This window comes from Polyangium jinanense (assembly GCF_028435365.1).
In genome coordinates, this window is record NZ_JAGTJJ010000002.1 from 245,892 (window position 1) to 270,632 (window position 24,741).

19 protein-coding genes, 1 tRNA gene and 1 other RNA gene are annotated in these 24,741 nt (G+C 68.6%); 9 read left to right on the forward strand and 12 right to left on the reverse strand.

The features are described from left to right. Positions 1-89: 89 nt before the first annotated feature. Together KEG57_RS55470 and KEG57_RS06020 are read right to left on the reverse strand one after the other, a co-directional pair. Positions 90-3,578 carry a WD40 repeat domain-containing serine/threonine protein kinase gene (locus tag KEG57_RS55470; RefSeq protein WP_272417072.1) on the reverse strand — a complete coding sequence of 1,163 codons (3,489 nt, stop codon included), beginning with the start codon at positions 3,576-3,578 and terminating at the stop codon, positions 90-92. A 94-nt stretch (positions 3,579-3,672) separates the two neighbouring features. Next, on the reverse strand, positions 3,673-4,458 hold the full coding sequence (locus KEG57_RS06020; RefSeq protein ID WP_272417073.1) for a sterol desaturase family protein: 786 nt from the start codon (positions 4,456-4,458) through the stop codon (positions 3,673-3,675). Between the two features lie 154 nt (positions 4,459-4,612). Here KEG57_RS06020 and KEG57_RS06025 point away from each other — a divergent pair, with 154 nt between their 5' ends. Then, positions 4,613-5,014 (forward strand): DUF6184 family natural product biosynthesis lipoprotein, encoded by a 402-nt coding sequence (locus KEG57_RS06025; RefSeq protein WP_272417074.1) that lies wholly within the window; start codon positions 4,613-4,615, stop codon positions 5,012-5,014. 170 nt (positions 5,015-5,184) lie between these two features. After that, entirely contained in the window at positions 5,185-5,946 is a 762-nt protein-coding gene (locus tag KEG57_RS06030; protein WP_272417075.1) for a hypothetical protein, read from the forward strand. Here KEG57_RS06030 and KEG57_RS06035 read toward each other — a convergent pair. Continuing rightward, on the reverse strand, positions 5,943-8,675 hold the full coding sequence (locus tag KEG57_RS06035; protein WP_272417076.1) for a phosphoenolpyruvate carboxylase: 2,733 nt from the start codon (positions 8,673-8,675) through the stop codon (positions 5,943-5,945). The genes KEG57_RS06030 and KEG57_RS06035 overlap by 4 nt on opposite strands. Positions 8,676-8,882: 207 nt before the next feature. Between KEG57_RS06035 and KEG57_RS06040 the strand changes: the two genes are divergently transcribed. Next, a complete protein-coding gene (locus KEG57_RS06040; protein WP_272417077.1) occupies positions 8,883-9,503 on the forward strand; it encodes a DUF4360 domain-containing protein in 621 nt (206 codons plus the stop codon). Positions 9,504-9,531: 28 nt separating this feature from the next. Here KEG57_RS06040 and KEG57_RS06045 read toward each other — a convergent pair whose 3' ends face one another. From KEG57_RS06045 to ffs, 4 genes are all read right to left on the reverse strand, one after another. Further along, on the reverse strand, positions 9,532-10,077 hold the full coding sequence (locus tag KEG57_RS06045) for a DUF2914 domain-containing protein (protein ID WP_272417078.1): 546 nt from the start codon (positions 10,075-10,077) through the stop codon (positions 9,532-9,534). Next, positions 10,074-10,835: a TerC family protein gene (locus KEG57_RS06050; RefSeq protein ID WP_272417079.1), complete on the reverse strand. Its 762-nt coding sequence runs from the start codon at positions 10,833-10,835 to the stop codon at positions 10,074-10,076. Before KEG57_RS06050 ends, KEG57_RS06045 begins: the two co-directional genes overlap by 4 nt. A gap of 64 nt (positions 10,836-10,899) precedes the next feature. Then, on the reverse strand, positions 10,900-11,691 hold the full coding sequence (locus tag KEG57_RS06055; RefSeq protein ID WP_272417080.1) for a hypothetical protein: 792 nt from the start codon (positions 11,689-11,691) through the stop codon (positions 10,900-10,902). Positions 11,692-11,755: 64 nt separating this feature from the next. After that, an RNA gene (ffs, locus tag KEG57_RS06060) (signal recognition particle sRNA small type) lies at positions 11,756-11,843 on the reverse strand. Positions 11,844-12,017: 174 nt separating this feature from the next. Here ffs and purD point away from each other — a divergent pair. The 4 genes from purD to KEG57_RS06080 all read left to right on the forward strand — a co-directional run bounded on the left by purD (position 12,018) and on the right by KEG57_RS06080 (position 15,791). After that, positions 12,018-13,361 (forward strand): phosphoribosylamine--glycine ligase, encoded by a 1,344-nt coding sequence (gene purD / locus KEG57_RS06065; protein ID WP_272417081.1) that lies wholly within the window; start codon positions 12,018-12,020, stop codon positions 13,359-13,361. Between the two features lie 27 nt (positions 13,362-13,388). Beyond that, positions 13,389-13,895, forward strand: coding sequence for a hypothetical protein (locus KEG57_RS06070; protein WP_272417082.1), 507 nt, complete (start codon positions 13,389-13,391; stop codon positions 13,893-13,895). A gap of 78 nt (positions 13,896-13,973) precedes the next feature. Next, positions 13,974-14,915 (forward strand): FHA domain-containing protein, encoded by a 942-nt coding sequence (locus tag KEG57_RS06075; protein WP_272417083.1) that lies wholly within the window; start codon positions 13,974-13,976, stop codon positions 14,913-14,915. A gap of 9 nt (positions 14,916-14,924) precedes the next feature. Further along, on the forward strand, positions 14,925-15,791 hold the full coding sequence (locus KEG57_RS06080) for an FHA domain-containing protein (protein ID WP_272417084.1): 867 nt from the start codon (positions 14,925-14,927) through the stop codon (positions 15,789-15,791). Here KEG57_RS06080 and KEG57_RS56045 read toward each other — a convergent pair. Together KEG57_RS56045 and KEG57_RS06090 are read right to left on the reverse strand one after the other, a co-directional pair. Continuing rightward, positions 15,676-16,275 (reverse strand): DciA family protein, encoded by a 600-nt coding sequence (locus tag KEG57_RS56045; RefSeq protein ID WP_372518153.1) that lies wholly within the window; start codon positions 16,273-16,275, stop codon positions 15,676-15,678. The two genes, KEG57_RS06080 and KEG57_RS56045, sit on opposite strands and share 116 nt — an antisense overlap. Before the next feature lie 75 nt (positions 16,276-16,350). Then, positions 16,351-16,433: transfer RNA gene (locus KEG57_RS06090), tRNA-Leu, on the reverse strand. A gap of 116 nt (positions 16,434-16,549) precedes the next feature. Between KEG57_RS06090 and KEG57_RS06095 the strand changes: the two genes are divergently transcribed. Continuing rightward, positions 16,550-17,851 carry a DUF362 domain-containing protein gene (locus KEG57_RS06095; protein WP_272417086.1) on the forward strand — a complete coding sequence of 434 codons (1,302 nt, stop codon included), beginning with the start codon at positions 16,550-16,552 and terminating at the stop codon, positions 17,849-17,851. Position 17,852: 1 nt separating this feature from the next. On the opposite strand, the gene KEG57_RS06100 is transcribed toward KEG57_RS06095, so the two are convergent. After that, positions 17,853-19,856 carry a protein kinase domain-containing protein gene (locus tag KEG57_RS06100; RefSeq protein WP_272417087.1) on the reverse strand — a complete coding sequence of 668 codons (2,004 nt, stop codon included), beginning with the start codon at positions 19,854-19,856 and terminating at the stop codon, positions 17,853-17,855. Positions 19,857-19,979: 123 nt separating this feature from the next. Between KEG57_RS06100 and KEG57_RS06105 the strand changes: the two genes are divergently transcribed. Continuing rightward, a complete protein-coding gene (locus KEG57_RS06105) occupies positions 19,980-21,911 on the forward strand; it encodes an ABC-F family ATP-binding cassette domain-containing protein (protein ID WP_272458262.1) in 1,932 nt (643 codons plus the stop codon). A gap of 4 nt (positions 21,912-21,915) precedes the next feature. On the opposite strand, the gene KEG57_RS06110 is transcribed toward KEG57_RS06105, so the two are convergent. Together KEG57_RS06110 and KEG57_RS06115 are read right to left on the reverse strand one after the other, a co-directional pair. Next, positions 21,916-23,496 (reverse strand): hypothetical protein, encoded by a 1,581-nt coding sequence (locus KEG57_RS06110; RefSeq protein WP_272458263.1) that lies wholly within the window; start codon positions 23,494-23,496, stop codon positions 21,916-21,918. Then, positions 23,493-24,731, reverse strand: coding sequence for a phospholipase D-like domain-containing protein (locus tag KEG57_RS06115; protein ID WP_272458264.1), 1,239 nt, complete (start codon positions 24,729-24,731; stop codon positions 23,493-23,495). Before KEG57_RS06115 ends, KEG57_RS06110 begins: the two co-directional genes overlap by 4 nt. Between the last annotated feature and the right edge of the window lie 10 nt (positions 24,732-24,741).

Consider the following 24,741-nt stretch of genomic DNA (forward strand, 5'->3'; position numbering starts at 1 on the left):
CAGACGCGACGTCGATGTGAAGCGCAATGCGCCACGAAAACCCCCGCCTTGAGGCTAGGGCTCCCGCGGCGCGGCGGTAGGGGAGGATGTCAGCGCGTGGGCTCGGGCGACGCCGGGCGATCGTCCAGGTGCACGACGTCCTTCGTCGCCGCGTCGAGCCAGGCCCGCAGGCCCGCCTCGTCCGCGGGAAGGTCGTCGCCCCAGAGCCGCACCGTCCGGTCCTGGCCCGTCGAGACGAGCGCGCTGCCGTCCGGCGAGAATGCGATGAACGAGACGCCGCCCGCATGCCCGGCGAGCGGCCGATCCTCGTGGCTCTCGAGGTCCCAGATGCGGACGCTGCCGTCGAGGCTCGCCGAGGCGATACGTTTTCCATCGGAGGAGACGGAAATGCTCGCCACGGTTTTGCCGTGCCCGCGCAGGATGTTGCGGGGTTTGCCCGTGGCCGTCTCCCAGAGCCGCACCGAGGGTTCCGAGCCGAGCGAGGCGAATGTGGCGCCGTCCGGGAAAAACACGATCTGCGTGACGCCATTGCCGCTCGCGTCGATCACCCGACCCTGGCCCGTCGCGAGGTCCCAGAGCCCGATGGTATGGTCGGCGCTGCCCGAGGCGAGCGTCTTTCCATCCGGCGAAAACGCGACGGCGCGGACCGGGAGCTCGTAGGTGCCGAGCGTCTTCGCTTCTTTCGTCGCGAATCGATAGATGCGCACGGTCTTGTCGGCGCTGCCCGTCGCGAGGACCGCGCCGTCGGGCGAAAACGCGAGCGTCTCGACGGGTTTTTCGTGCTCGAAGAGGACCTCGGCTTGCCCCGTGGCCACGTCCCAGAGCCGGACCTTCTTGTCGGCGCCGCCGGAGGCGAGGTGTTTTCCGTCGGGTGCAATGGCAAGACGTGCCACGCGCCCCTTATGGCCCCGGAGGACCTTGGGCGGTTCGCCCGCGAGCGAGGCGATTCGCACGGCGCCGTCCTCGCTGGCGGAGGCGACGGCCGTTCCATCCGGAAAAACCCGCAGGTCGCTGACCTTGGCGCCATGCCGATCGACGATCTGCGGCGCGCCGGAGGCGAGGTCGAAGAGGCGCACCGTGCCGTCGTCCGCGGCCGAAACGACGCGTTTTCCGTCGGGCAGGAAGGCCGCGGTCGTCGACGCGCCGTCGTGCTCGCCGACCACGCGATCGACCTGCGTGCCGAGCTCCCAGACGCGCATCGTCTGGTCGAACCCCGCCGCGGCGAGGCGTTTTCCATCGGGCGAGAACGCGACGCCGTGGAGCCCGAGCCAGTCCTGGAACCCGCCGAGCGTGCGGCGCTGGCCATTGGCGACGTCCCACAAGACGACGTTGCGATCCTGTCCGACGACGGCGACGCGGCTCCCGTCGGGCGAGAGCGCGAGCGTCTTGATTTCGCCGCCATACTGGCCGAGCAGCCGGGTCGCGCCGTTCGAGAGATCGGCATAACGAACGGCGCGGTCCTTCGCCCCGGAGACGAACGCGGTGCCATTCGGCAAGAACGCGAGCGCCGTGACCTCCTTCGTGTGGCCGGGGAACGTGCGGAGCGCGCCTTTCGAGGTGTTCCACAGCCGGAGCGAGCCGTCGACGCCGCCCGTGACCACGAACATGCCGTCGAAGGAAGCCGCGATGCTGGAGCAGGTCGAGGTTTGGCCGGAAAAATCACGGCTCTTGTCGGTCGCGAGGTCCCAGACGACGAGTTTTCCCTTCTCGACGAGGACGAGCGTGCGGCCGTCCCCCGAAAAGACCGCGCCGCGGCTCAATTCGACGCCGCTGTTCTCGGCGACCCGCTTTCCCGTGCCGGCCGCGACGTTCCAGAGGAAGACGCCGTCGCCGAAGCCCTGCGAGGTGAGCCATTGGCCGTTCGCGGAGAACCGGATGCTCGTGATCCATTTCTCGTGGCCCGCGAGGACACGCGAGGTGCCCGTCGCGAGGTCCCAGATCCGGACGGACTTGTCCTTGCCGCCCGTGGCGAGGCGTTTTCCGTCGGGCGAGAAGGCGGCGGCCCAGACCTCGTCGCCGTGGCCCGTGAGGACCTTGTGCGTGCCCGTTTCGAGGTCCCAGACCCGCACCGTGCGATCGTCGCTCGCCGTGGCAATGGTGCTGCCGTCGGGCGCGAACGCGACCGCATTGATGCCGCCGCCGTGCGCCCGGAAGACCTTTCCGATGCCACGCGAGAGCGCGTCGGCCGCGAGCGTGCGCGCGGCGGGGAAACGTGGACTGTTCGGCGAGAGCGTCTTCAGCCACGCAATGGCCTGGCTCGGGTCCCGATCCATGAGGCCGCGGGCCTGCGAGATCGTGAGCTCGTCCGCGCGTTTCGTGGCCTCGGCGTGCTTTTGCTGGGCTTCGAGGCGCTGCGCCTGGGCCTCGGCCTTCTGCCTTTGCGCCTCGACCTCGTTCGCCTGCGCCCGATTGCGCTCCTGGATGATGCGGGTGAGGCTCAAGATGCCGACGACCGAGAGGGCCACGACGCCGACCAGGCCCACGAGCAGCGGCGTGCGGCGGCGCTTGATGAAGCGGCGGACGATCTCGCCGCGCGAATACGTGTGTGCCGCGACGAACTGGCCCATCTGGAAACGGCGCAGGTCGTCCGCCAGCTCCTTCGCCGTCGGATATCGCTTCGCTGCGTCGCGGGCCATCGCTTTTTCCACGATGGCGAGCAGGTCCTCGGGGATCCCTTTTTGCCGCTCGGCGAGCGGCACGGGCGGCGCTTCGAGGACCTTGAGGGCCACGTCGATCACGTCCCCGCCCGGGACATCGTACGGGGCCACGCCGGAGAGCGCGCGATAAAGCAGCGCGCCGATCGCATACACGTCCGCGCGTTCGTCCACGGGTTTGGCCATGGCCTGCTCCGGGGGCATGTACGCGGGTGTGCCCATGATCGCGCCGACGGACGTCAAATGCGCGCTCCTGCTGACCGATTTCTCCTCGGACGCCGGCGGCCGGGGTTTGCCGGAGAGCGGCTCGGCGGATTCGTCGTTCAGGTCCTTCGCGAGGCCCCAATCGATGACGACGGTTTCGCCGAACCGACCCACGAGAACGTTCGCCGGCTTGAGGTCGCGATGGACGATCCGCTGGCTATGCGCATACGCCATCGCGTCGGCCACGGCGAGCAGGTGCGGGAGCAGGGCGAGGCGTTCTTCGAGCGAGTGTGCATCGTTCATCACGTCGCCGAGGGGCTTGCCCGTGATGAGCTTCATCGCGTAGAAGGGCTCGCCCGTCGGCCAGCGGCCGGCCTCGTGCACGGGGACGATCGACGGGTGCTGGAGGCGCGCCGTGATGATCGCCTCGTACACGAAGCGCTCGGCCTCGGCCGCGTCCGTGGAGAGCAGCTCCTTGATGGCGACCGTGCGGTCGAGCCGTGTGTCACGGGCCTTCAGGATGCGGCCGATCCCGCCCTCGGCGAAGGCGCCGCTCACGGCGTAGGCCGTGCGCTGGACGACCGGGAGCGAGGCGGGGGTGAGCGCGGGGCGCACCGCGGGGGGCGGCGGAGGAGGCGCGTTCCGGAGGGAGGCGATCTCCGCGTCCGAGATCTCGAGCTCTTCGATGGAGTTCCTGTCGAGGGGAAGGCTTTCCGGCACGGGGGCAGACTATCCGATTTGCGTTTGGCCGGCACGAGGGAGCGAAGCGGCGTGGTCGTGCTTTTTCCGCCACCGGAGGACCCGGACGTCCGGGTCAAGAGGGTTCGGCGCGCTCCTTGAGGCTCCGGAGCGGCCGGCCGTCCATGACGCGCTGGACGAGGGCCGGCCAGTCCTTCCATTCGGTACCGCAGAGCCGATCCATGATCGAGGACTGGAAGCTGTAATGGCCTGTCCAGCGGGCGTGATGGAGCGCGTGATACACGAACGGATTCGCGTTGATCGAGCGCCAGCGGATGCCCTTGATGGAGCGCGTGATCTCCACGTTCGCGTGCCCGACGATGTTGCCGCCGACGTTGACCACGAGATACGCGGCCCAGCCCCAGAAGCCGATCGGCGCGACGTACGACATGGCGAGCGGCATCCCGGCATACCCGATCATCCAGGCGCACGACTCGACGAAGCTCATCGATTGACCCGTGAGCGGCGTCGTCACGTGGGAGCGATGGTGCCACCGATGAAACCGCACGAGCGCCCGGTGGTGCATGGCCCGGTGGAGGAAGTAATAATAAACTTGAAAGCCCGCGGCCATCACGAAGAATGTGAGGCCGTCGCGGAGGAGCGAGGTCTCGCCGAAGCGCACGAGGCCCGAGGAGAGCACCGCCGTGAACGTCGTCACGGTGACCGCGAGAAAGACGAGGTTTCCCACGAGCTCGAAGCGGTACTGACCCTCCGCGAGGGGCACGTCGAAAATGCGGCGGCGCGGGAGCAGGCGTTCGAGCGCGAACCCGATCGGCACGTTGAAGAGCGTCAAACCCACGAAGAAGGCGAGTACGATCAACGAAAGCTCGGGCAAGGTAGCCTGGGCAAGGACGTCGGGCATGTTCCCACCCGTAGCGGCGAAAGGCTGCGCATTCAAGAGATCCGTGGCCCTGCTCGCTCGATCCGTCCACACTCGTTCGCGCCGTCCGTTCGTTACATCCCGTGCCGTCCGGCGTGGCCGCGGCCTGGCGCTCCGATTGCACGGAGCTTGCGGCATGAAGAAGACCCGCACCCGCTACGCTCCGGCTCTCCTGTTCGTGGTTCTCGGCACGGGTGTCGCGCTCGGCGCCTGCAGCCGAGAGAACCGCGCCCTCGGCGAGTCGCCCCGCAGCGACGTCAACCGCGCCCTGCAATCGCTGGCCGACGCGCGCTGCGACCGCGCCATGCGCTGCAACCAGATCGGCGGCGGGCAACGTTATGCGAGCCGCGACGCGTGTGTTCAGTCCGTGCGAAGAGACGAGCGCGAGGACATCAACCTGTACGAATGCGCCGGGGGCATCGATCAGAAGGAGCTCTCGGAGTGTCTGAGCGAGATCAACACGGCCGATTGCGACTCCGCCTTCGACGCGTTGAGCCAAATGGCGGCCTGTCGCTCCAGCGACATGTGCCTCCACTGAGGACGTCCCGGGGCGCCCAGCGCACACGAACCCACCCGGCGAAAAATTTACCGGGTGGGTTCAAAGTTCCATGGGGGATGCGCGTCCAATCCATGCGCACGACGTGATGGCCGCTCTCGGCGGTGCCCGTCGGTGTCGTGATCTTTTGCCCTATCGGGAGGCATTCCCCCATGTCCGCCACGCGAGACAACTCCGTCCTGTTTTCGCTGAACCAGCTCCTTTCTCTGCACGACCAGACCATGCGCGAGGAAGAAGAGGCCGCGCGGGCGCGGGCCGAGGCCGCGCGCGTCGCCCGGCAAGAGGCGGCGCGGCGCGAGGCAGAGGCGCTCGAGCAAAAGGCGCGGGCCGAGGCCGAGCGCATCGCCAGGGAAGACGCGGCGCGGCGCGCGGAGGAAGCGCGGCTCGAGGCGCTGCGGCTCGCGGAGGTGGAGCGCGCGCGCGCCGAGGTCGAGGCCCAGGCGCGAATGGAGATGATGCGCAAGGCCGACGAGCACGAGCGGGCGCTCGCAGCGCTGCGCGAGGACGAGAAGAAGAAGAAGCTGAAGCGCGCCCTGGTCTCGTCCGTGATCGGCGCGGCGGCGCTCATCGGCGGCGGGATGGGCCTGTATTTCGGCAAGATCAAGCCGGACCAGGACGCGTATTTGGCGAACCAGTCGGCCGAAGTCGAGGCGACGCGCGAGGAGGCGGCGCGGCTGCGCGCGAAGCTCGACGCGAATGGAAAACGTCTCGACGAGACCGCGGCGCGGCTCGAAGAGGAGAAGCGCCGGGCGCGCGAGCTCGAAGAGGCGAAGAACGCGGCAAACGAGGCCCCGGCGACGCGTCCCGGCGGCCGCCAGGTGTCCGCGCCGAGGCAAAACGAGGGCCCGAAGCAGGGCGGTAAGTGTCTGCCCGGCGAGCCCGGCTGCGATCTTGACGGAAACCGTCTTTTCTAGCCGGTATTTCGCATTCCCGCGGCGATCCCGTTGATCGAAAGCAGGATCGCCCGGTCGCAGCACCCATCCCCCGCCCGCTTTCGCCGAAGCAGCGCCACCTGCAAGAACGACATCGGGTCCACGTACGGGTTGCGGAGGTCGATCGACCTCTGGAGCGTGGGGTTTTCGTCGAGCAATCGCTTCACGCCGAAGAGGCGCTTGATCCATTCCACCGTGCGCGCGTGCTCTTCCTGGATGGCAGGCCAGACGGCTTTGCGCGTCGCGGGCGAGGCGAGGGCGGCATACCGGGCGGCGATCTCCATGTCGCTCTTCGCCAGCACCATTTGCACGTTGTCGAGCACGGTCCGGAAGAAGGGCCAGCGCTTCGTCATTTCGACGAGCAGCTCGGCGCCGCCCTCGCGCCGGGCGAACGCATCGAGCGCGCTGCCGACGCCATACCAGCCGGGCAGGATGGCGCGCGTCTGCGTCCAGCCGAAGACCCAGGGGATCGCGCGGAGCGCTTCGAGGCCGCCGGCCTTGCGTTTGCTCGGGCGCGAGCCGATTGGCAATCGCGCGATCTCGTCGACCGGGGTCGCCGTGGTGAAGAAATCGACGAAGCGTGGGTTTTCCCAGACGAGCGCGCGATAGACGCGCCGCCCCTCCTCGGCGAGCTCCTCGAAGGCCTCCGCATAACGACGCTCGTCCTCCTCGGAAGGTCGTTCCTCGGCGCCGAGGGTATGCAAGAGGGCGCCGCCGACCACGAGCTCGAGCGTGCGCATGGCGAGCTCGGGGCGCGCATATTTGTGGTCGAGCGCCTCGCCCTGCTCGGTCGCCTTGTACCGCCCGGCCACGCTCCCCGCCGGCAGCGCCAGAATGGCCTGCTGCGCGGGGCCCCCGCCGCGCGCCACCGATTCGCCGCGGCCGTGAAAGACCCGCAGCGGAATGCCCGCCTCGCGCGAGACCTTCGTCAGCTCGGCTTGCGCTTTGCGGAGCGCGAAGGCCGCCGAAAGGAGGCCCACTTCTTTGCCGGAATCGCTGTAGCCGACCATGACCTCCTGCGCGCCGCGGGCCTCGAGGTGGCGCCGATACTCGGGATGCGCGAGCAGCGTGCGCAGAATGGTCGGCGCGGAGACGAGCGCGTCGTGCGTCTCGAACAGCGGGACGATGTCAATCGTGACCGCCTGTTTGTCGACGTCATACAATCCCGCGGCTCGCGCCAGGGTGAGCGCCGCGAGCAGGTCCTCCGCGCGCTGGGTCATGGAGAGAATCAACGTGCGAGCCGAGCGTTCGCCGTATTGGCGCTGGGCTTCGGCGAGCTTGCGGAGCGCGGCGAGTAGGCGCGCGGCGCCGGGCGTCTCCTCGCCGCCGCCCGCGAGCCACGCCGCCGCGGCCGTCGCGTCCTCCGCAGGCGCGCGGAGCTCGAGCTCGGCGATCGACAGGCCGAGGACACGTACCCGCTCGGCGAGCGCGCGCGCCCGCTTCTCCCCCGCGTTCGATGCGTTCGCCTCGCGCAGCGTGTCGGCGACGAGCAAGAGGTCGCGATGCAGCTCGTCGCTCGTCGTGTACGCGACGCCGAGCTCTGCGTGACTGCCGATCGCGCCCGCGAGGCCTCGCGCCGGCGGTGGCACGCTGCCTACGCGTGGCGCGCGTTGCCTCGCCACCTGCCGCTCCTGCTCCACGGCTTCGAGCGCTGCCGCGAGTCGCGCCTCCACGAAGCGCAGCTTGCGCCGCCACGGTTCGCCCTCGGTCTGCGCGCTCTCCTGCGCCGCGACACCGGGCATGACCACCGCGTCGGCCGCGAGCGACTCGATCAGCGCGCTCGGCACGCGCACGTGCCGCGCCGACTGCGAGAGCGATCCGCCGAGCTCGCGTGCCGCGCCGAGCCAGCGCCTGAGGCCGCGGGCGCGATAGGCGCGGATCGCGTCCTCGACGACATCGGGCGTGACGTTCGGATTGCCGTCCATGTCGCCGCCGGGCCAGGCGTGGATGCGGAGCGGCATCGGCAACGTGCCGAGCGACTCGCCGTACGCGCGCTCGAACGCGCGCCCGAGCTCCTGCGGCAGCTCGGGCAAGAGGTCCCAGAGGATCTCCTCGACGTACCAGAGGACGTTCTTCACCTCGTCGCCGACGGTCGGTTTTTCTCGACGCACCTCGTCCGTCTGCCAGAGGACCGTGATCTCCTCGCGGACGGCCGCGCGTGCCTCCTCCTCCTCGCGCGGCAAGAGGCGGCATCGGTCGCGCTCTTCGAGGCGCCGCGCGATGCGGTAGAGTTTTTCGAGCACGGTGCGCCGCCCCGCCTCCGTCGGATGCGCGGTCAGCGTGAGCGTGACTTCGAGCCGCGCGAGCGCTTCGCGCATGGCCTCGGCCGAGATGCCCGCGTTCTTCGCGGCGATCATCACGGCCGCGAGCGAGCCGCGTTGCGGCGGTTCGCCGGGGCTACTCGCATGCGCCCGCGCGCGCCGGATGCGGTGGTGTTGCTCGGCGATGTTGACGAGGCGGAAGTACATCGCGAAGGCGCGGAGCACGGGCTCGGCTTGCTCGATCGGAAGCGCTTCGAGCAGACGCACGAGCTCCTTCTGCGCCTCGGCCCTCCCCGCGCGTGGCCCTCGACGTCTGCGGATCGAGAGCTTGCGGATCACCTCTTCCACGGAGAAGAGCGCCTCGCCCTCTTGCTCGACGAGCACCTCGCCGAGCAGGCGACCGAGGAAACGGACGTCGGAGCGGAGCGGTGCGTCGACCTCGCGGCTCATACTGCGCAGTGTACGCCGGGCCGAAGACGAAGATGACGCCGAACAGGCGAATCGGTTTTCCTCGGGAATCCGTGGCGAACAGAGCGAACGAGTCCGGCGCGGATCGCCTTGCCGTCGAGCTCGATCGGCTCGAAGTGCTCACGACCGGCGCACCACGTTTGCGCCGCCCACATCGATTCCGGGGCGCGGGCCCCAGGGGAGGATTCCATGAAAAAGACGTTGGCTCGGGTGTTGTTCGGGCTCGGGCTCTCGGCGTTGTTCGCGCCCGCGGTCGCAGAGGCTGAGGTGCCGCCCGAGGTCTCCCTCCGCTCGGTCACGGCGCTCGGCACCGGATGTCCGCTCGGTTCGGTGCGGGCGATCGTCGCGAACGATGGTCAGCACATCGCCCTCGCCGACGGCGCGCTCTCGGCCTCCGCGGGGCCCGGCGTGCCGCCCTCGGAGCAACGCGTGTTTTGCCAGGTCATCCTCGATCTCGATCACACGCCCGGCTACTCGTACGCCGTGACGAACGAGTACGGCTTCCGCGGCCACGCGGAGCTCGACGCCGGCGTGACCGCGACGCTCGACGTCGAGCGTTACTTCACGGGCGAACTCGGCGAGAACCCGATCCAGACGACGCTGCGCGGCCCGTTCGCCGACCGCTTCGTGGTGCGCGAGCCGCAAGGTGCCGTGGGTCCGTTCTCGCCGTGCGGCGCGCAGCGGCCGCTCAACATCCGCACCGCCGTGAACGTGAGCACGCTCGGCAACCCTTCCGGCTCGGGTCGCATCCGGCTCACGCCGGCGTGGGGCGTGCAGATCCTGCGGCTCCACTGGAGGCGTTGCGGCTAACTGAAGCAGCGCGCCACGCGCGCGGCGCCTACTTGGCCTTCGCTTTGGCCTTGATGGGCAGCCGCGCCGTGGCGAGCGTCGCGCCGGCGTCGTCGAGCACGCGTACTTCGAGCTCGCCGGTGTCGCCGGCTTGCATCGTGTTGTAGCCCCACGTGCGGAAGGACCACGAAGGCTCGACGGTGAGGTCGATCGGCGTGCGGAGCTTGCCGTTCACGAGGAAGTCGAGGTGCACCTTGCGCTTGTCCTGCGAGCGGTTGCGCAGCTTGAGGTGCGCGTAGACGCGCGTCCCCGGAGGCGCGACGTCGAGCGTGTCGACGGGCTCTTTCTTCTGCACGTCGGACGTGAGCGTGAGCTGAAGCAACTCGAGCGAAGCACGTTCGCTCGTCGGCTCGGCAGGCGGGGACGACGGCGTGGACGACGATGCGTGCCAGGGGATCGTGCCCTGTGCGTCGGAGGCGCCCGCGTCGACGGGCGCTCCTGCGTCGGCGTTTTGCGCGACGGCGGAGCCCTCGGGACAACCCGCGAGGGCGAACATCGATGCGGCGAGCGCGGCGAGGTGCAAGACGCGTGTCACGGCGCGCGATCCTCGTACGGGTTGTGCAGCGAAACGGGCGCCTGCTGGCGCACGCGCAGCTTCATGTTGATGAGCTCGACGCCGAGCGAGAAGGCCATGGCGAAGTAGACGTAGCCCTTGTTGATGTGCTGGCGCATGCCCTCGGCCACGAGCAGCACGCCGATGAGCAGGAGGAAGCTCAGCGCGAGGATCCGCATGCTCGGGTGACGGTTGACGAAGCGGCCGATCGCACCCGCGAAGAGCAGCATCACGAAGACGGCGATGACGACGGCCGTTGCCATGATGCTCAGGTGCTGCGCCATGCCGACCGCGGTGATGACCGAGTCGAGCGAGAAGACGATGTCGAGCAAGACGATCTGCGCGACCGCGAAGCCGAACGAGATGTGCTTGACGGGCTTGCCGTCCTTCCCGCCTTCGACCTCGAGGCGCTCGAACATCTCGTGCGTGCTCTTCGCGATCAAGAAGAGACCGCCGCCGAGCAGGATGAGGTCGCGCGTGGAGAACGCATGGCCGAGGAGCGAGAAGAGATCACTCGTCAAGCTCATCACCCACGTCAGCCCGAAGAGCAGGCCGAGGCGCATGAAGAGCGCGAGCGCGAGGCCGAGCGAGCGCGCCGCCGGCTGCTGCTTCGGCGGTAGCTTGTTCGTCGTGAGCGTCAGGAAGACGATGTTGTCGATCCCGAGCACGACCTCGAGACCCGTGAGCGTCGCGAGGCTCGCCCAGCTGTCGGCGTGCTTGAAGACTTCGAGGCCGGACATCAGGCGCTCGCTCTAGCACGACCGCCGTTCGGCTGCCGAACGACCTCGTGCATCCTTCGTTCGTTCACGAACAAGCGGACGGCGAGAGCCGCGCGCGCTCCTCGATCTCCAGGTGGAAGGCGCGGAAGATCGACTCCTCTGGCCAGGGCGGCGCGCCGGCGAGCAGGCGCGTGGCCTTGTCGTTGTCGCCACGGTCGATCGCGATGACGGCCGCGGCATAGCGCATCGCCCAGAAAACGAGCGGGCTGTTTTCGCTCGCTCGTTCGAGGAGCTCGTCGTCGCCGGGCTCGCTCTGATGCGCGAAGGCGCGCGCGAGCGCGAACGCCGCAGAGCGCAAAGCGAGGACGCGATCGCGCAGCGCGCCTTGGCCACGCGGCAAGGGCAAATGCACGAGACGACGAGCTTTTTCGAGCGCGGCGTCGCGGTCGCCCTCGAACGTGAGGAGGAGCGTGTCGAGGAAGAGGCGATGTTCGAGCGCCGCTTCCCACACGGGCCCTCGCTCGGCGGCGGCGAGCGCGGCGCGCGCCTTGTCGATCCAGCCGCACGCGGCGAACGCCGTGGCCGCCATGAGCGGCGCCATCGTGGCCGGGTAGGGGATCCGCTCGAGCGCGCCCGCCCAGCTCCGCAGCACCGCGATCACGTCGCCCGATCGCAGCACGCGCCGGAGTCGCCTTCGCGAGACCCACCGGCCGATCAGCGCGGCGAGCACGATGCCGATCACGGCGACGGCAGCGAGCGGTTCGTGCAGGGCAAACCGCAAGCCTGCAGCGGCGAGGGCGGCGGACGCGACGAACGCGACCGATCGGAAGACACGGCTCTCGCGCGGCTCGCCGTTGCCCGGGGACAGAAAATCCACGACGACCGTAGCGTACGGCCAGGCGTCGGGAGAGCAACCCCCGCGGAACTTCGAGGGACAAAAAGCAAAAGGGCCCGCCACACCCGCTTCCTGCTACCGTTGCTCCCTTCCGGGCCTGGCGGGGTTCACAGTGCGCTGTCGGCGGACCCACAACGGGACGGGTCCCGAACGGCCAGAGTCGTACTGCATCCCAACGCGCCTGTCGAGCGCCCGTCCGAAAAAAAGATCGGGGTGCGTGCGAGGGGCGGCCGCACGTCCCTGCTCGTTCGGCGCGCGGGGCCACTTTTCGTTCGCGCGAGGTCGGGGCGCGTGGTAGCCGGCGCACCGTGAATCAGCGGGCTTCCGGATCGGAGCGGTCGTCGGGGCGGCGGGTGCTCGTGCTCGGCTCGGGTGCGCGAGAGCACGCTTTGGCCAGGGCGCTTGCGAGGTCGAGCACGACGGCCGAGGTTCTCGTGGCGCCGGGCAACGCAGGCACCGTGGACGAGGGCGGGGCGGGCGCGGCGCCGATTCGCTCCATCCCAGGCGCGCGGCTCGATGCCGCGGACGTCGTCGAGCTCGCGCGACGCGAGGCGGTGGACCTCGTCGTCGTGGGCCCGGAAGGTCCGCTCTGCGCAGGCGTGTCGGACGCGCTCGAAGCGGCGGGGATCCGGGTCTTCGGGCCGAGCGCGGAGGCGGCGCGGCTCGAAGGGTCGAAGGCGTTCATGAAGCAGTTCACCGCGCGGCACCGGATCCCCACGGCGGACTTCGAGATCGTGACGGACATGGCCGCGGCCGAGGCGGAGATCCGTCGGCGCGGCGCGCCCGTGGTCGTGAAGGCCGATGGCCTCTGCGCAGGCAAGGGCGTCGTCGTGGCGCAAACCGAGGCGGAGGCGATCGAGGCGGCGCGCGCGATGCTCGTCGAGCGTCGTTTCGGCGATGCGGGGCGCACGGTCGTGATCGAGGAAGCGCTCGTCGGCGAGGAGGCGAGCGTCCTCGCGGTCACCGATGGAACGTCGCTCCTCGTGCTGCCCGTCGCCCGGGATCACAAGCGTGTCTTCGACGGCGACCGAGGCCCGAACACGGGCGGCATGGGCGTGTTCGCGCCGTCGCCGCACGTCGGGCCGGAGCTGCTTGCGCGGATCGAGCGGGAGATCTTGCGACCGACGATCGACGGCATGCGCGCGGAGGGCCGTGCCTTCCGGGGCGTGCTCTTCGCGGGGCTCATGATCACGCCGGCCGGCGATCCGTTGCTGCTCGAACATAATGTCCGCTTCGGGGATCCCGAGTGCGAGGCGCTCGTCGCGCTCCTCGACGGCGACCTCGCCGCGATGTGCGCGTCGGTCGCGAGCGGCAAGCTCGATCCCACGGCGGTGCGTGTCGCGCCGGGGCGAAGCGCGGTCGTCGTGGTGCTCGCGGCGGCCGGATATCCGAGCACGCCACGCGCGGGCGACGTGATCCGCGGGCTCGACGAGGCCGCCGAGGTGCCCGGTGTCGTCGTGTTTCATGCGGGCACGAAGAGGACCGCCGAGGGGATCGTCACCGCGGGCGGGCGCGTGCTTGCCGTCACGGCCGTCGGGGCTTCGATCGTGGAGGCGCGGGAGCGCGCCTACGAGGCGACGGGGCGCATCTCCTTTGCGGGCGCGCACTTCCGCGCCGACATCGGCGCCTCGGCCCTCCCCGGCGCGCGGTAGCGCTCGACCGCGCGGCGCGCCTTCGTCATGCTCCTCTCACCCGGCGCGTCAAAGCGCGGGACGAGCGGCACCGTGGACCCGATCATCGACCTCGCCGAAGGCACGGAAGAAAACACCCTCGCGATCCTGCTCGCCGACCGGATCCGGCAAAACGTCACGCGCACCGCCCGGAAAATGCAGGACTTCCGTGCGCTCCGTGGCTCCGTGCTCATCGTGGCGCAGGACACGACGCATACGCTCACGATGCGCTTCGATCACGGCCGCCTGACGATCCACGACGGCACCGTGGGCATCCCCTCGGTGACCCTCTGCGGCGACGAAGCCGTCCTGCGGCGCCTCGCGAACGTCGGCCTCTCCCGCTGGTTGCGCCTCCCGAAGGTGTTCATGCGCACGGCGGAGGGTGGTGCGACATTGTGGGATATCGCGCGTGCCATGGCGGACGAGAAGCTCACGATTTACGGGCTCCTCTCGCATCCGCGGCTGCTCGTCTTCCTCGTGCGGGTTCTGTCCGAGGAGGGTCCGGGTTGGGGGTAGGCCGTCTTTCGGGGGCCCATCGGCCGGACCGAAAAGAGCCGCTTTGACGGCGTTCTGCGCCATTGGTATGGCTCGAACATGGCGGTCCGACTGCGGTATCTGTCGCACGAGCTCGAAGTGCCGCTGGGCCAGTTCGTGATCGGCCGCAGCGCAGACTGCCAGCTCGCGCTCGACGATCCGCTTGTATCACGCAGGCACGCGCTCCTCACGGTGCGCGGCGACAGCGTGACGATCGAGGACCTCGGCAGCCGCAACGGCGTGAGCTTGAACGGCACGAAGATCGAGGGACCGCAGAAGCTCTCGCACGGTGATCACATCACCATCGGCGGTCAGGAGATGGTGCTCGAGAACATCCCCGAGGAGGGTCTCTCGAGTGTGCCCGAGTCGATCGCGTTCGGCCATCCACGCAGCGTCGCGCGCTCGGCGCGCATGCCGACCGTGGCGGGCCACGAGGGCTTCGAGACGCGCGAGGACTTCTGGACCGACTACACGACGCCCGGTGTCGCGTCGCAGCAGCAGAACACGTCCCCGACGCCGAGCGTGAACAGCGCGAACCTCGCCACGGTCTCCGCGAACGCGCAGCCCGATCGGCACGTCAACGCGCTCTCGCTCATCGGCAGCGTCGCGGACAAAGCGCTCGCGATGGGCCGCGCCGAGGAGGCCGAGCGCATCTTGCTTCGCTCGCTGAACGACGTGCTGCAGAAGGCGCGTGATGGTCATGCGCCGCCGGTCGACCTCGCGTCGACGGCCGCCATCTACGCGGCGAAGCTCGCGTCGGCCACGGGCAGGGGCATCTGGATCGACTACATCTTCGATCTCTACACGCGCATCGATCAGCTCGTGCCGGGCACGGTCGTCGACGAGCTCTACTCGGCGGTGCGCAAGGTCAAGACGCTCGACATGGGCAAGATGCGGGCGTACACCGAGTCGCTTCGGAGCCGCTCTGCGAGCTTCGGCCCGAGCGAGCGTTTCGTGCAGCAACGACTCGAGGGCCTCGAGCGCCTCGGCGGGCTCAAGTGAGGTTGCGACATGCCGTTCAGGATCCGCTACCTCGCGCATGACCTCGAGCTCCCGTTCGGGGAGTTCGTCGTCGGGCGCGGGCCCGAGTGCCAGCTCGCGGTCGATGATCCGCTGGTGTCGCGCAAGCACGCGGCGCTCGTCGTGGGCTCGAACGGCGTCATCGCGAAGGACCTCGGCAGCCGCAACGGCGTGCTCGTCAACGGCGTGCGCATCGACGGTCCGCGCGAGCTCGTGCCGGGCGACAAGATCCGCATCGGCAACCAGGAGATCATCATCTACAAGACCGACGAGCCACGCTCGGGTCCGCTCGCGGACGAAGAACATCGCCGCGCGATGCAGACGATCGGCGGCATGCAGGTCGCCGAGATTCATGCCTCCATCGAGGCCGCGGCGATCGACTCGAAGGGCGAGGTCGACATCCGGCTCGGCGGTCGATCGGAGACGTCGCGACGTTTCCAGTCGGTGCGCCTGCTCTGCGGCGTCGCGGACAAGGCGCTTGCGATGGGCCGCGCCGACGAGGCCGAGCGCATCCTCGCCTCGCTCCTGCAGGGCATCCTGAAGCGCGCCAAGACGGGCCAGCGCCCGAAGGGCGGCGTCGCCGAGTACGCCGCGCTCTACGCCGCGCGCCTCGCCGCGGCGACGGCGAAGGGCTCGTGGATCGACTACGTCTTCGATCTCTATACGACGATCAGCGCGCCCTTGCCCGGCTCCGTGATCGACGAGCTCTACACGATCGTGCGCAAGGCCAAGGGCTACGACATCAGGTTGATCCGCGCGTACGTCGCGGAGCTGCAGAAGATTGCGCCCCAGCTCGGTCCTGCGGAGCGTTTTCTGGTGCAGCGGGTCGAGGGCCTCGAGCGGCTCGCGTCGTCGTAGCCGTCTCGGCCTCGGGCGCCGCCGTCCGCTTGCGGCTCGCGCGCATGCGTTGCCATCCGAGGTTCTTCGCCGCCGCGCGCCGGATCGCTTCGCGCAGCGCTTCATCGGCCACGTGCTCGATCTCCGCGGCAAGCGGCTCGGGCAGCTTCACGGCCGGCGGCGCGGTGCGCACGTCGTTCCGTGTCTTCGCGCGCTCGGGCGGGTCCACGGGCCCCACGCGGAAGCGCAGCGACTCGACCGCGATGCCGCGCGCCTTGAGTTGCGCGAGGATCGGCTCGCACAGCATCGAGAGCTCCTGCGCCCACGTCGCGCTCGCCGCGCGCACGTGAAGCACGCCGCGCTCCAGCTTGACCGGCCGCGCGCGCGCTGCGATGCGCGAACCTACAGCGGCCTCCCAGTCTCGTGCGTGGACCGGCGCGCGCGCCGTGTCCGACGGCGGCGTGATCCCGTGCTCGCGGGCGAGCACCGCGACGAGCGGCTCCATCCCCGAACGCCGTCTTCCCCGCTTCAAACTCGCCTCTTCGCGCTGCTACCGCCTGCTTCGCGGCGACGAACTCGGTACCGAAGGTGGGACTCGAACCCACAAGCCCGTGAGGACAGTGGATTTTGAATCCACCGCGTTTGCCATTCCGCCACTTCGGCTCGTCTTGGACCCCGACTCTACTCACCCCGGAGGCGATCTGCAACGCCCGAGGCGGCATCGGCGGCCCGCTGCGCCCCCCATGCTATATGCACGCCCCGAAAGTGCCGAGGTCTAGATGAGCAAGTCGAAAGTCGCGATCCTGCGAACGTCCCCCGGGACGGTCCTCGAGGACTACCACCGCTTGATGAACCTGGCGGGCTACCAGGACGTCGTCGCCAAGGACGCGGACACTGCCCTCAAGGTCAACATCTCCTGGCATTTCTTCTTCCCGGGCTCGTCCACCGTGCCCTGGCAGCTCGAGGGCGTCATCCGCGCGATGGAGCGGGACGGCTACGCGAAGGATCTGATCCACGCTTGCCACAACCGCACGGTCGTGATCGACGCGCACCTCGGCGAGCGCGAGAACAAGCAGATCGACGTCGTCCAGGCCCACGGCCTGCGCAACGTCCACCTCTACGAGGGCGAGGAGTGGATCGACGTGCGCGACGCCGTCGGTGACCTGACGAAGAAGTTCCTCTGCTTGAACGAGGTCTACCCGAAGGGCTTCAGCATCCCGAAGCGCTTCATCGGCGAGAACATCATCCACCTGCCCACGGTGAAGACGCACATCTTCACCACGACCACGGGCGCGATGAAGAACGCGTTCGGCGGCCTCTTGAACGAGCACCGCCACTGGACGCACCCGGTCATCCACGAGACGCTCGTCGATCTTCTGATGATCCAGAAGAAGATCCACCGCGGCGTCTTCGCCGTGATGGACGGGACCTTCGCCGGCGACGGCCCGGGGCCGCGCTGCATGATCCCGCACGTGAAGAACGTGATCCTCGCGTCGGCCGATCAGGTCGCGATCGACGCGGTCGCGGGCAAGCTCATGGGCTTCGACCCGCTGCGTGATCTCAAGTTCGTCCGCCTCGCGCACGACCTCGGCCTCGGCTGCGGCGACGTGCGCGACATCGAGATCGTCGGCGACGTCGATGCGCTGAACGACAAGTGGGACTTCCAGGGCCCGTTCAAGGAGATGACCTTCGCCTCGCGCAACCAGCACCGGATCTACTGGGGCCCGCTGAAGAAGCCGATCGAGTGGTCGCTGAAGACGTGGCTCGCGCCGTGGGCCTACGTCGCGTCCGTCGCGTACCACGACGCGTTCTGGTACCCGATGTACGCGCAGAAGAACGTGCAGCGCGTGCTCGCGAGCGAGTGGGGCCGGCTCTTCGCGAACTGGGGCAAGGTCCAGCCTGACGCCGAGGGCCGCGGCTACCCCGACGTCGGCGAGGTGAGCCCCGAGCTCATCCGGATCGGCATCAAGCACTTCCTCGAGGCCTTCCGCCTCATCGGCATGGCCGTCGCCGAGTCGCCCGAGCTCAAGCACCGCCGCATGCGCCAGGAGCGTGAGGCGGCGCGCAGCCAGCATCCGTGAATCAGATCAGCGGCGACCCGCCCCCGGTCGCCGCGTTCCCTCCCGACGGGCCGCCCGACAGGTCGATCGTCTCGGCCATCGAATTCGGCCCACCCCTGCCGCCGATCAGATCCCCGCCCGCCCGCCGCACGAGCTCGAATGCTTCGATCGGCTCGCTCGTATTCGGGTGCATGGGCACGCAATCGAATGAATCGCGCGCGACGTCGAACGCGCTGCGATTCATCAAGATCTGATTCTTCGTGGCCGCGGCTTGCAGCATCGCCGCCGTGCGCGGCACCTCGCCGAGGATCGTGTAATCGAGGCGGCCGAACGCCTTCGACCCGATCTCGCCGGACAGCATTTCCCCCGTCGCCACGCCGATCGACACGCCGAGCGCGAACGGCGAATCCTGACCGGCGCGTAATGCCAGCGTCCGGAGCTGCATGCGCACGTCGAGGCTCGCTTCGAGCGCGCGCGCCACGTGATGGTCGCCCCGGAACGTCGCCATCACCGCGTCGCCGAGGAACTTGTCGACCACGCCGCCGCGGTTCGTCACGGCCGGCACGATCACCTCGAAATTCGCGTTCAGCGTGCGCACGCGTTCATTCGGCGCCTGCGTCTTCGAGTTCGCGTGGAAGCCTGCCACGTCGATGAACACGACCGTGCCTTGCCAGGTATCGATCGCGCCGAACGGCGACGCCGAGCGCAGCCTATCGACCAGGCTCGGGCTCACGAACATGCGCAGCACGCTGTTTTCCTCGGTCGAACGGACGTTCGTGCGGAGCTCGGTCACGTGCTTCAGCGTCTTCTCGATCGTGACCTCGAGGTCCTTGAAATCGATCGGTTTGACCAGGAAATCGAACGCGCCGCGGTTCATCGCGGTGCGGATGTTGGTCATGTCGCCGTAGGCCGAGACGATGATCGTCCGGACGATCGGGTTCACGTCGCCCACGCGTGAGAGGAACGTGAGCCCGTCCATGCCCGGCATGTTGATGTCGGTCAGGACGACGTCGATGTCCCCGTGTTTGCGCAACTCCTCGAGCGCGCTCTCGCCGTTCGTCGCGAAGACGAAATGGTAGACCTCTTTTTTGATCTGCTGACGAAAGCGCTGCTTGATGAGGTGCGGGACGTCCGGCTCGTCGTCGACGACGAGGATTTTCGCCGTCCCCTGCTCCTTGCGCTCGGCGAGCGCTGCGAATGCGCTGGCGAATTCCCGCGCCGAGCGGAAACGCTTGTCCGGGTCCTTTGCCAGCGCCCGCTCGAAGAATCGATCGACCTCCGGCGGCAGCTCCTTCAAAAGGGTCGACGGTGCCGGGAACGGATCGGTGCAAATGCGCACCATCAGCATTCCCAGCCATTGCCCTGGGAATGGGTGTTGCCCCGTCAGGGCCCGGTAGGCGAGCACCGCGAGCGACCACAGATCGCTCCGTAGATCCACGGCGCCGCAGCGGATCTGCTCGGGGCTCATGTAGAGCGGCGTTCCCACGATGCTGCCCGCCGACGTGAGCTGAAGCTCGTCCTCCGTTGGATCGTCCTCGCTGGTCAGCATCGAAACCACGCCGAAATCGAGGATCTTGACCGTCTCGTCGGCTTCGCCGCGCGCCATGAACACGTTCGCGGGCTTGAAATCGCGGTGCACGATGCCCTTCGCGTGCGCGGCGGCGAGGCCGATCGCCGCCTGCGTCACGATTGGCACGAGCGCGCCGAGCGGGATACGCTCGATCCGTTCGAGTCGGCTCTCGAAGTCCTCGCCTTCGAGGAGCTCCATCACGATGTACGGCGAACCCTCATCAATGCCGTAATCGTAGATCTGCACCACGTGCTGATTCTTGAGCTGCGCAATCGCCTTCGCCTCTCGGTCGAACCGGGTCCGCGCCGTGGGCGAGGCTACGTGGTCCGGGGACATGAGCTTGAGCGCCACGCGCCGGCGCAGATGTTGATCGAGCGCCTCCCAGATGTAGCCCATGGCCCCACGCCCGATCTGCCGCACGAGCTCGTATTTGCCGGCGATGAAGCGCTGGGACATGAGGATTTTCCCGACTCTAGCCGATGGTCCCTCGCGTCGTCAACGCGCCGTTCGAGGCTCCATGACGGAAGGTCTGTCGTTCCTGTCGCACCAGAAGTTCGCCGCAGTGCTACGCTCGGTTCCGTGCCCGTCCTCGTTGCGCAGGAGTTAACGAAGTCCTTTGGTGAGAGACGCATCCTCGATGGCGTCTCGCTTTCCATCCACAGCGGAGAACACGTCGGGCTCGTCGGAGCCAATGGGAGCGGCAAGAGCACGCTCGCACGTATCCTCGCGGGCCTCGACAAGCCCGACACGGGCACGGTCGCGCAGCGGCGCGGCGCGGACGTCGCGTATCTCGCGCAGGAGCCCGCGCTCGACCCCGTGAAAACGGGCCGCGAGCTCGTCGTTCAGGGCCTTGGCCCGTGGGCCGCGGCGAAGGCGCGATACGAGGCGATCTCGGCGCGCCTCGGCCATGGCGACGGGGATCAGGATGCCCTCCTCGCCGAGCAGGCGGAGGCGGCTGCGCAGATCGAGCGCCTCGGCGGCTGGGATCAGCTCCACAAGGTCGACGAGATCCTCGGCCATGTCGGCGTGACCCGCCCCGACGCGCCCACGGCCGAGCTCTCGGGCGGGGACAAACGCCGCGTCGCGCTCGCTTGCTTGCTCATCGCGCCGCCTTCGCTCCTCGTGCTCGACGAACCTTCGAACCACCTCGACACCGAGACGATCGACTGGCTCGAGGGCTGGCTCGTCGAGGAGTACAAGGGCGCGCTGCTCATCGTGACGCACGATCGGTATTTGCTCGACCGCGTCGTCGATCGGACGATCGAGCTCCACCGCGGCAAGGTGTATTCGTACGAGGGCGGCTACGAGGACTACCTCGAAGCGAAGGCGGAGCGGCTCGCGCTCGAGGCGCGCACCGAGCAAAACCGGCAGAATTTGCTCCGGACCGAGCTCGAATGGCTGCGGCGCCAGCCGAAGGCGCGCACGACGAAGCAGAAGGCGCGGATCCAGCGGGCCGAGGCCGCGAAGGCGGCCGTCCCCGCGCGCGCCGAGCAAACCACGAAACTCGTGGCGGAGTCGAGTTTTACGGGGAAAACCGTCCTCGAATTGCGCAAGCTCACGCTCGACATGGGGGGCCGCACGCTCGTCAAGGATCTCGATTTCGTGCTCGCGGCCGGCGAGCGTGTGGGGATCGTGGGGCGGAATGGCACGGGAAAAACCACGCTGCTCCGGGCGGTCCTGGGCGACGTCGCGCCGGCGCGCGGCGAGGTGGTGGTCGGGAAAAACACCCGCGTGGGGTATTTCGATCAGCACCGGAGCGGGCTCGACGAAGACAAATCGATCTACGACAACGTCGCGGCGGCGGGGAACAAGATCGAGCTCGGCGGCCAGCCGATCGAGGTCCGTTCGTTCCTCGAACGGTTCCTCTTCGACGGACATGCGCAGCGACAACCCGTAAAATCCCTCTCCGGCGGCGAGCGGGCGCGGGTCGTGCTGGCGAAGATGTTATCGCAGAGTCATAGCCTGCTGATTCTCGACGAGCCCACGAACGACCTCGACCTGCCCACGCTCTCGGCGCTGGAGGAAATGCTCACCGAATACGGCGGCAGCGCGCTCGTCGTGACGCACGATCGGTGGTTCCTCGATCGCGTGGCGACCTCGCTCCTCGTGTTCGAGGGCGACGGCCGCGTCGTGCGGTATGCCGGCGGGCACCAGGATTATTTGGTGCAAAAGGCAGCCGCGGAGGCGGCGAAAGAGGAGGCGGCCAAAGCTGCGGCGGCGGCTGCGAAGGTGACCAGCAAGGACAAACCCGCCGCCGCAAAGCCGGCCGCGCCGAAATCGAAGGGGCTCACCTGGGCCGAACAGCGCGAGCTCGAAGGGATCATGGGCCGGATCGAGGAGGCGGAGGGCGAGGTCGCGGCGCTCGAACAGGAGCTCGCGGATCCGACGCTGTATTCGTCACGCGGCGCGGAGGTCCCGGTGCTCGGAAAGCGCCTCGACGAGGCGAAGGCCCGCGCCGCGACGTTGCTTGCGCGGTGGGAAGAGCTCGAACAGAAGCAAGCCGGCGCTTAGCCGCTCACTCCTTCACGATATCGCACGTGAGCTCCTCGGAGACGAGCTCGGTGCCGCCCGTGCCCTCGCGCAGCGAGACCACGAGGATCTTCCCGTCGGGAAGCGGCAAGAGGCGCACCTCCGAGGCCAGGGCTTTGTCGTCGAGCACCGAGAAGCGCTTGCCGATCGCCTGGAACTTCTCGTCGATCGGCACGAGCTCGAGGTCGCCGCTGCCGCGCTTGCCCTCGATGAACGCGAGCCAGCGTCGCCCCTGCGTATCGCGCAGGAAGGTCGGATCCGTCTCGGAATGGTCGTGGTGGTCGGCCTCGTCGTCGTGCCCGTGCGCGTGGTCGTGCCCCGCGTCGCCCATGTGCGTGTCGATTGCGACGAGTTTCTTCGGTAGCTCCTGGCTCTTCGGCACCCGCAGCGCCCGCAGCGCGAAATGGCCCTTCTCCTTGGCCACGGACGTCACGATCACGACATCCTCGCCGTCCTCCGCGGCGTACGGGATCGTCGGGAAGCCCGGGTAGCTCACGAGCTTGCTCTTCAGGCGCTTGTTTTTGCCGAGGATCCCCACGCGAAGCGTCGAGCTGAACCGCGTCGCGAGCAGGAGCGAGCCGTCGTCGAACGCGCGCGAGATCGGCACCTCGAACGAGGCGAGCGCGGGCGGATCCCCCTTGAGCACGATCTCGTGCAGGTGGACCTCGTTCTCCTTGTTCCCCGTATCCACCATCAGCGTGCTCTTCCATTCGAGCGCGCCTTCGGCCTTCTCGTCCGCTTCGAGCTCGGAGCCTACGATCCACGCCCTGCCGCCGCCGTCCGAGAACGTGCGGCAATCGCGCAGCTCGTGATAACCCTTCTCGTCCTCGGCCTCGTCGACCTTGGCCTTCGCGTCATCCTCGGCGTGGCCCCGATCGTAATCGTGGCCCTTGAGCAGCTTCGCTCGCTCCTCGCCCGTGGGTTTTTCCGGACGATCGAGCCAGGGCGTGCCGTCGAAATGGTTCCAGGCGTCGCTCGTATCGGCCGGGCCGCAAGCGACGCGGCGGCGCTTGTCCTTGTATTCGTCGTGGTAATCGACGAACGCGTAGACCTTGTCGCCATCGACCTTCGACGGCGTCACGCGCATGACCTTGCGCGTCCCTTCCTCGGCCTTCGGCGGCTTCGCGAGGGGCGAGCTTTTGCCCACGGCGACCTTCACGAGCCGACCCTCGCCCGACTTCTCGACGACGAGCACGTGCGGGTCGTAGCCCATCGCCAGGCCCACGCCGTGCCGGCCTTCGCCGAGGTTCACGACCGAAAGGCCCGTCAGCTTGTTCGCGCCCGCGCCCCACACCTTCTTTTCGCCCACCTTGCACGCGGGCGGCCCCTCCGGGGGCTTGATCGGCGCGGCCGTGGTGGCCGCGGCGGCGACGGCGGGCGTGGTCGAGCCTTGCGGCGCCGCGGAAGTCGCTGCGGCGGCCGAGGGCGCGGGCGTCGGGGTGGGCGTGATGTCGCTCGACCCGCGGTCACACGCGGCGACGAGGACGAGGGGAAGGAGCGGGGCTACGCGGCGGAAGTCGTGCACGCGCAGATGAGAAAACGAAATGCGCCCGCCCGTCAATCTCATTCGATGCGCGGCGGCTCGTACTTCCGATCGGGATCGAGCGCCTCGGTGTACGTGCTGCCGAACCCGTCCTCGAAGATGCGCCCGAGCCGTTCGGCGATCGTCTTGCCGTCGATGAACAGCCCGACGTTCCGGCTCACCGTGAAATAGTCGCCCTCCCAGTTGCTCGTGCCGATCCAGGCGCGCTTGCCGTCGACGACCATGTATTTCGCGTGGGCCACGCGCGCGAACGGGATGAAGCCGGACGAGCTCTGCGGGATCACGATGAACTTGATGGAGATCCCGGACGCGCGCGCGAGCTCCCGCAGCCCTTCGAGCGACGCCTCGCGCTTGCTCCAATCCGCGACGAGCAAACGCACGCGCACGCCGCGCTTCGCCGCTCTTCGGAGCGCGTCGTCGAGGTCCGTCCACGGCGTGCCGTTTCGCATCTTCGTGCGGTACGTGAGGACCTGCAGGTCGAGCGTGCGTTCGGCGCCATCGATCCGCGCGAGCAGCTCGGGCAGCTCCCACGGCACGCCTGCGGGCAGGAGATCCTTGGGGCTCGCCGTGGGCAGGATTCGCGCCTCCTCGCCGCCGAGCGTGACCCGCGCGGGGAGCTGAAGCGGCGTCGTTTTCGTCGGCTCGGCATTCGGCTCTCCGCCGGACGCCGCCCAATCTTGCTCGAAGACCCGCGCGAACGCCGCGACGACCTCGGGCACGCGCACCCGCGCCCCGATTTCCTGGATGTGCTCGAGGGAGCGGTAATCCATGTTCTGGCTGCCGACGTACGCGTCCGAATCGTCGACGACCATGTATTTCGCGTGCTGCACGCCGTCGCGCGCCCGAAGATCCATCTTGCGGACGATCACCTTGTGCGAGGCAAGCCGATCGACGGATTCGGGGTATCGCTGGTAAAACTTCATGTCGACGAGGAGCCGCACGCGCACCCCACGCGAGGCGGCCTCTTCGATCGCCGCGAGCACCGGCTCGAGTTTTCCGCCGGGCGCATTGCTGATGTAAAAATGCTCGATGTCGATCGACCGTTTCGCGCCCTGGATCATCGCGAGCCAAACGTCGGCGGCGTTCGGCACGTCGGGATGATCGAGCATGGTCTCGGTCGGCGGGGTCTCGACGAGCTCGATCGGCGGCGCCGCGGCGATCGGCTGCGCGGGTGGGGGCGCGGGCGCAGGGGTTTGCGGGGCCGGTTCGTGGGGACAACCGGTGAGGGCGAGGAGCGAAAGAGCGAGGAGCACGCGCATGGAAAGAGGG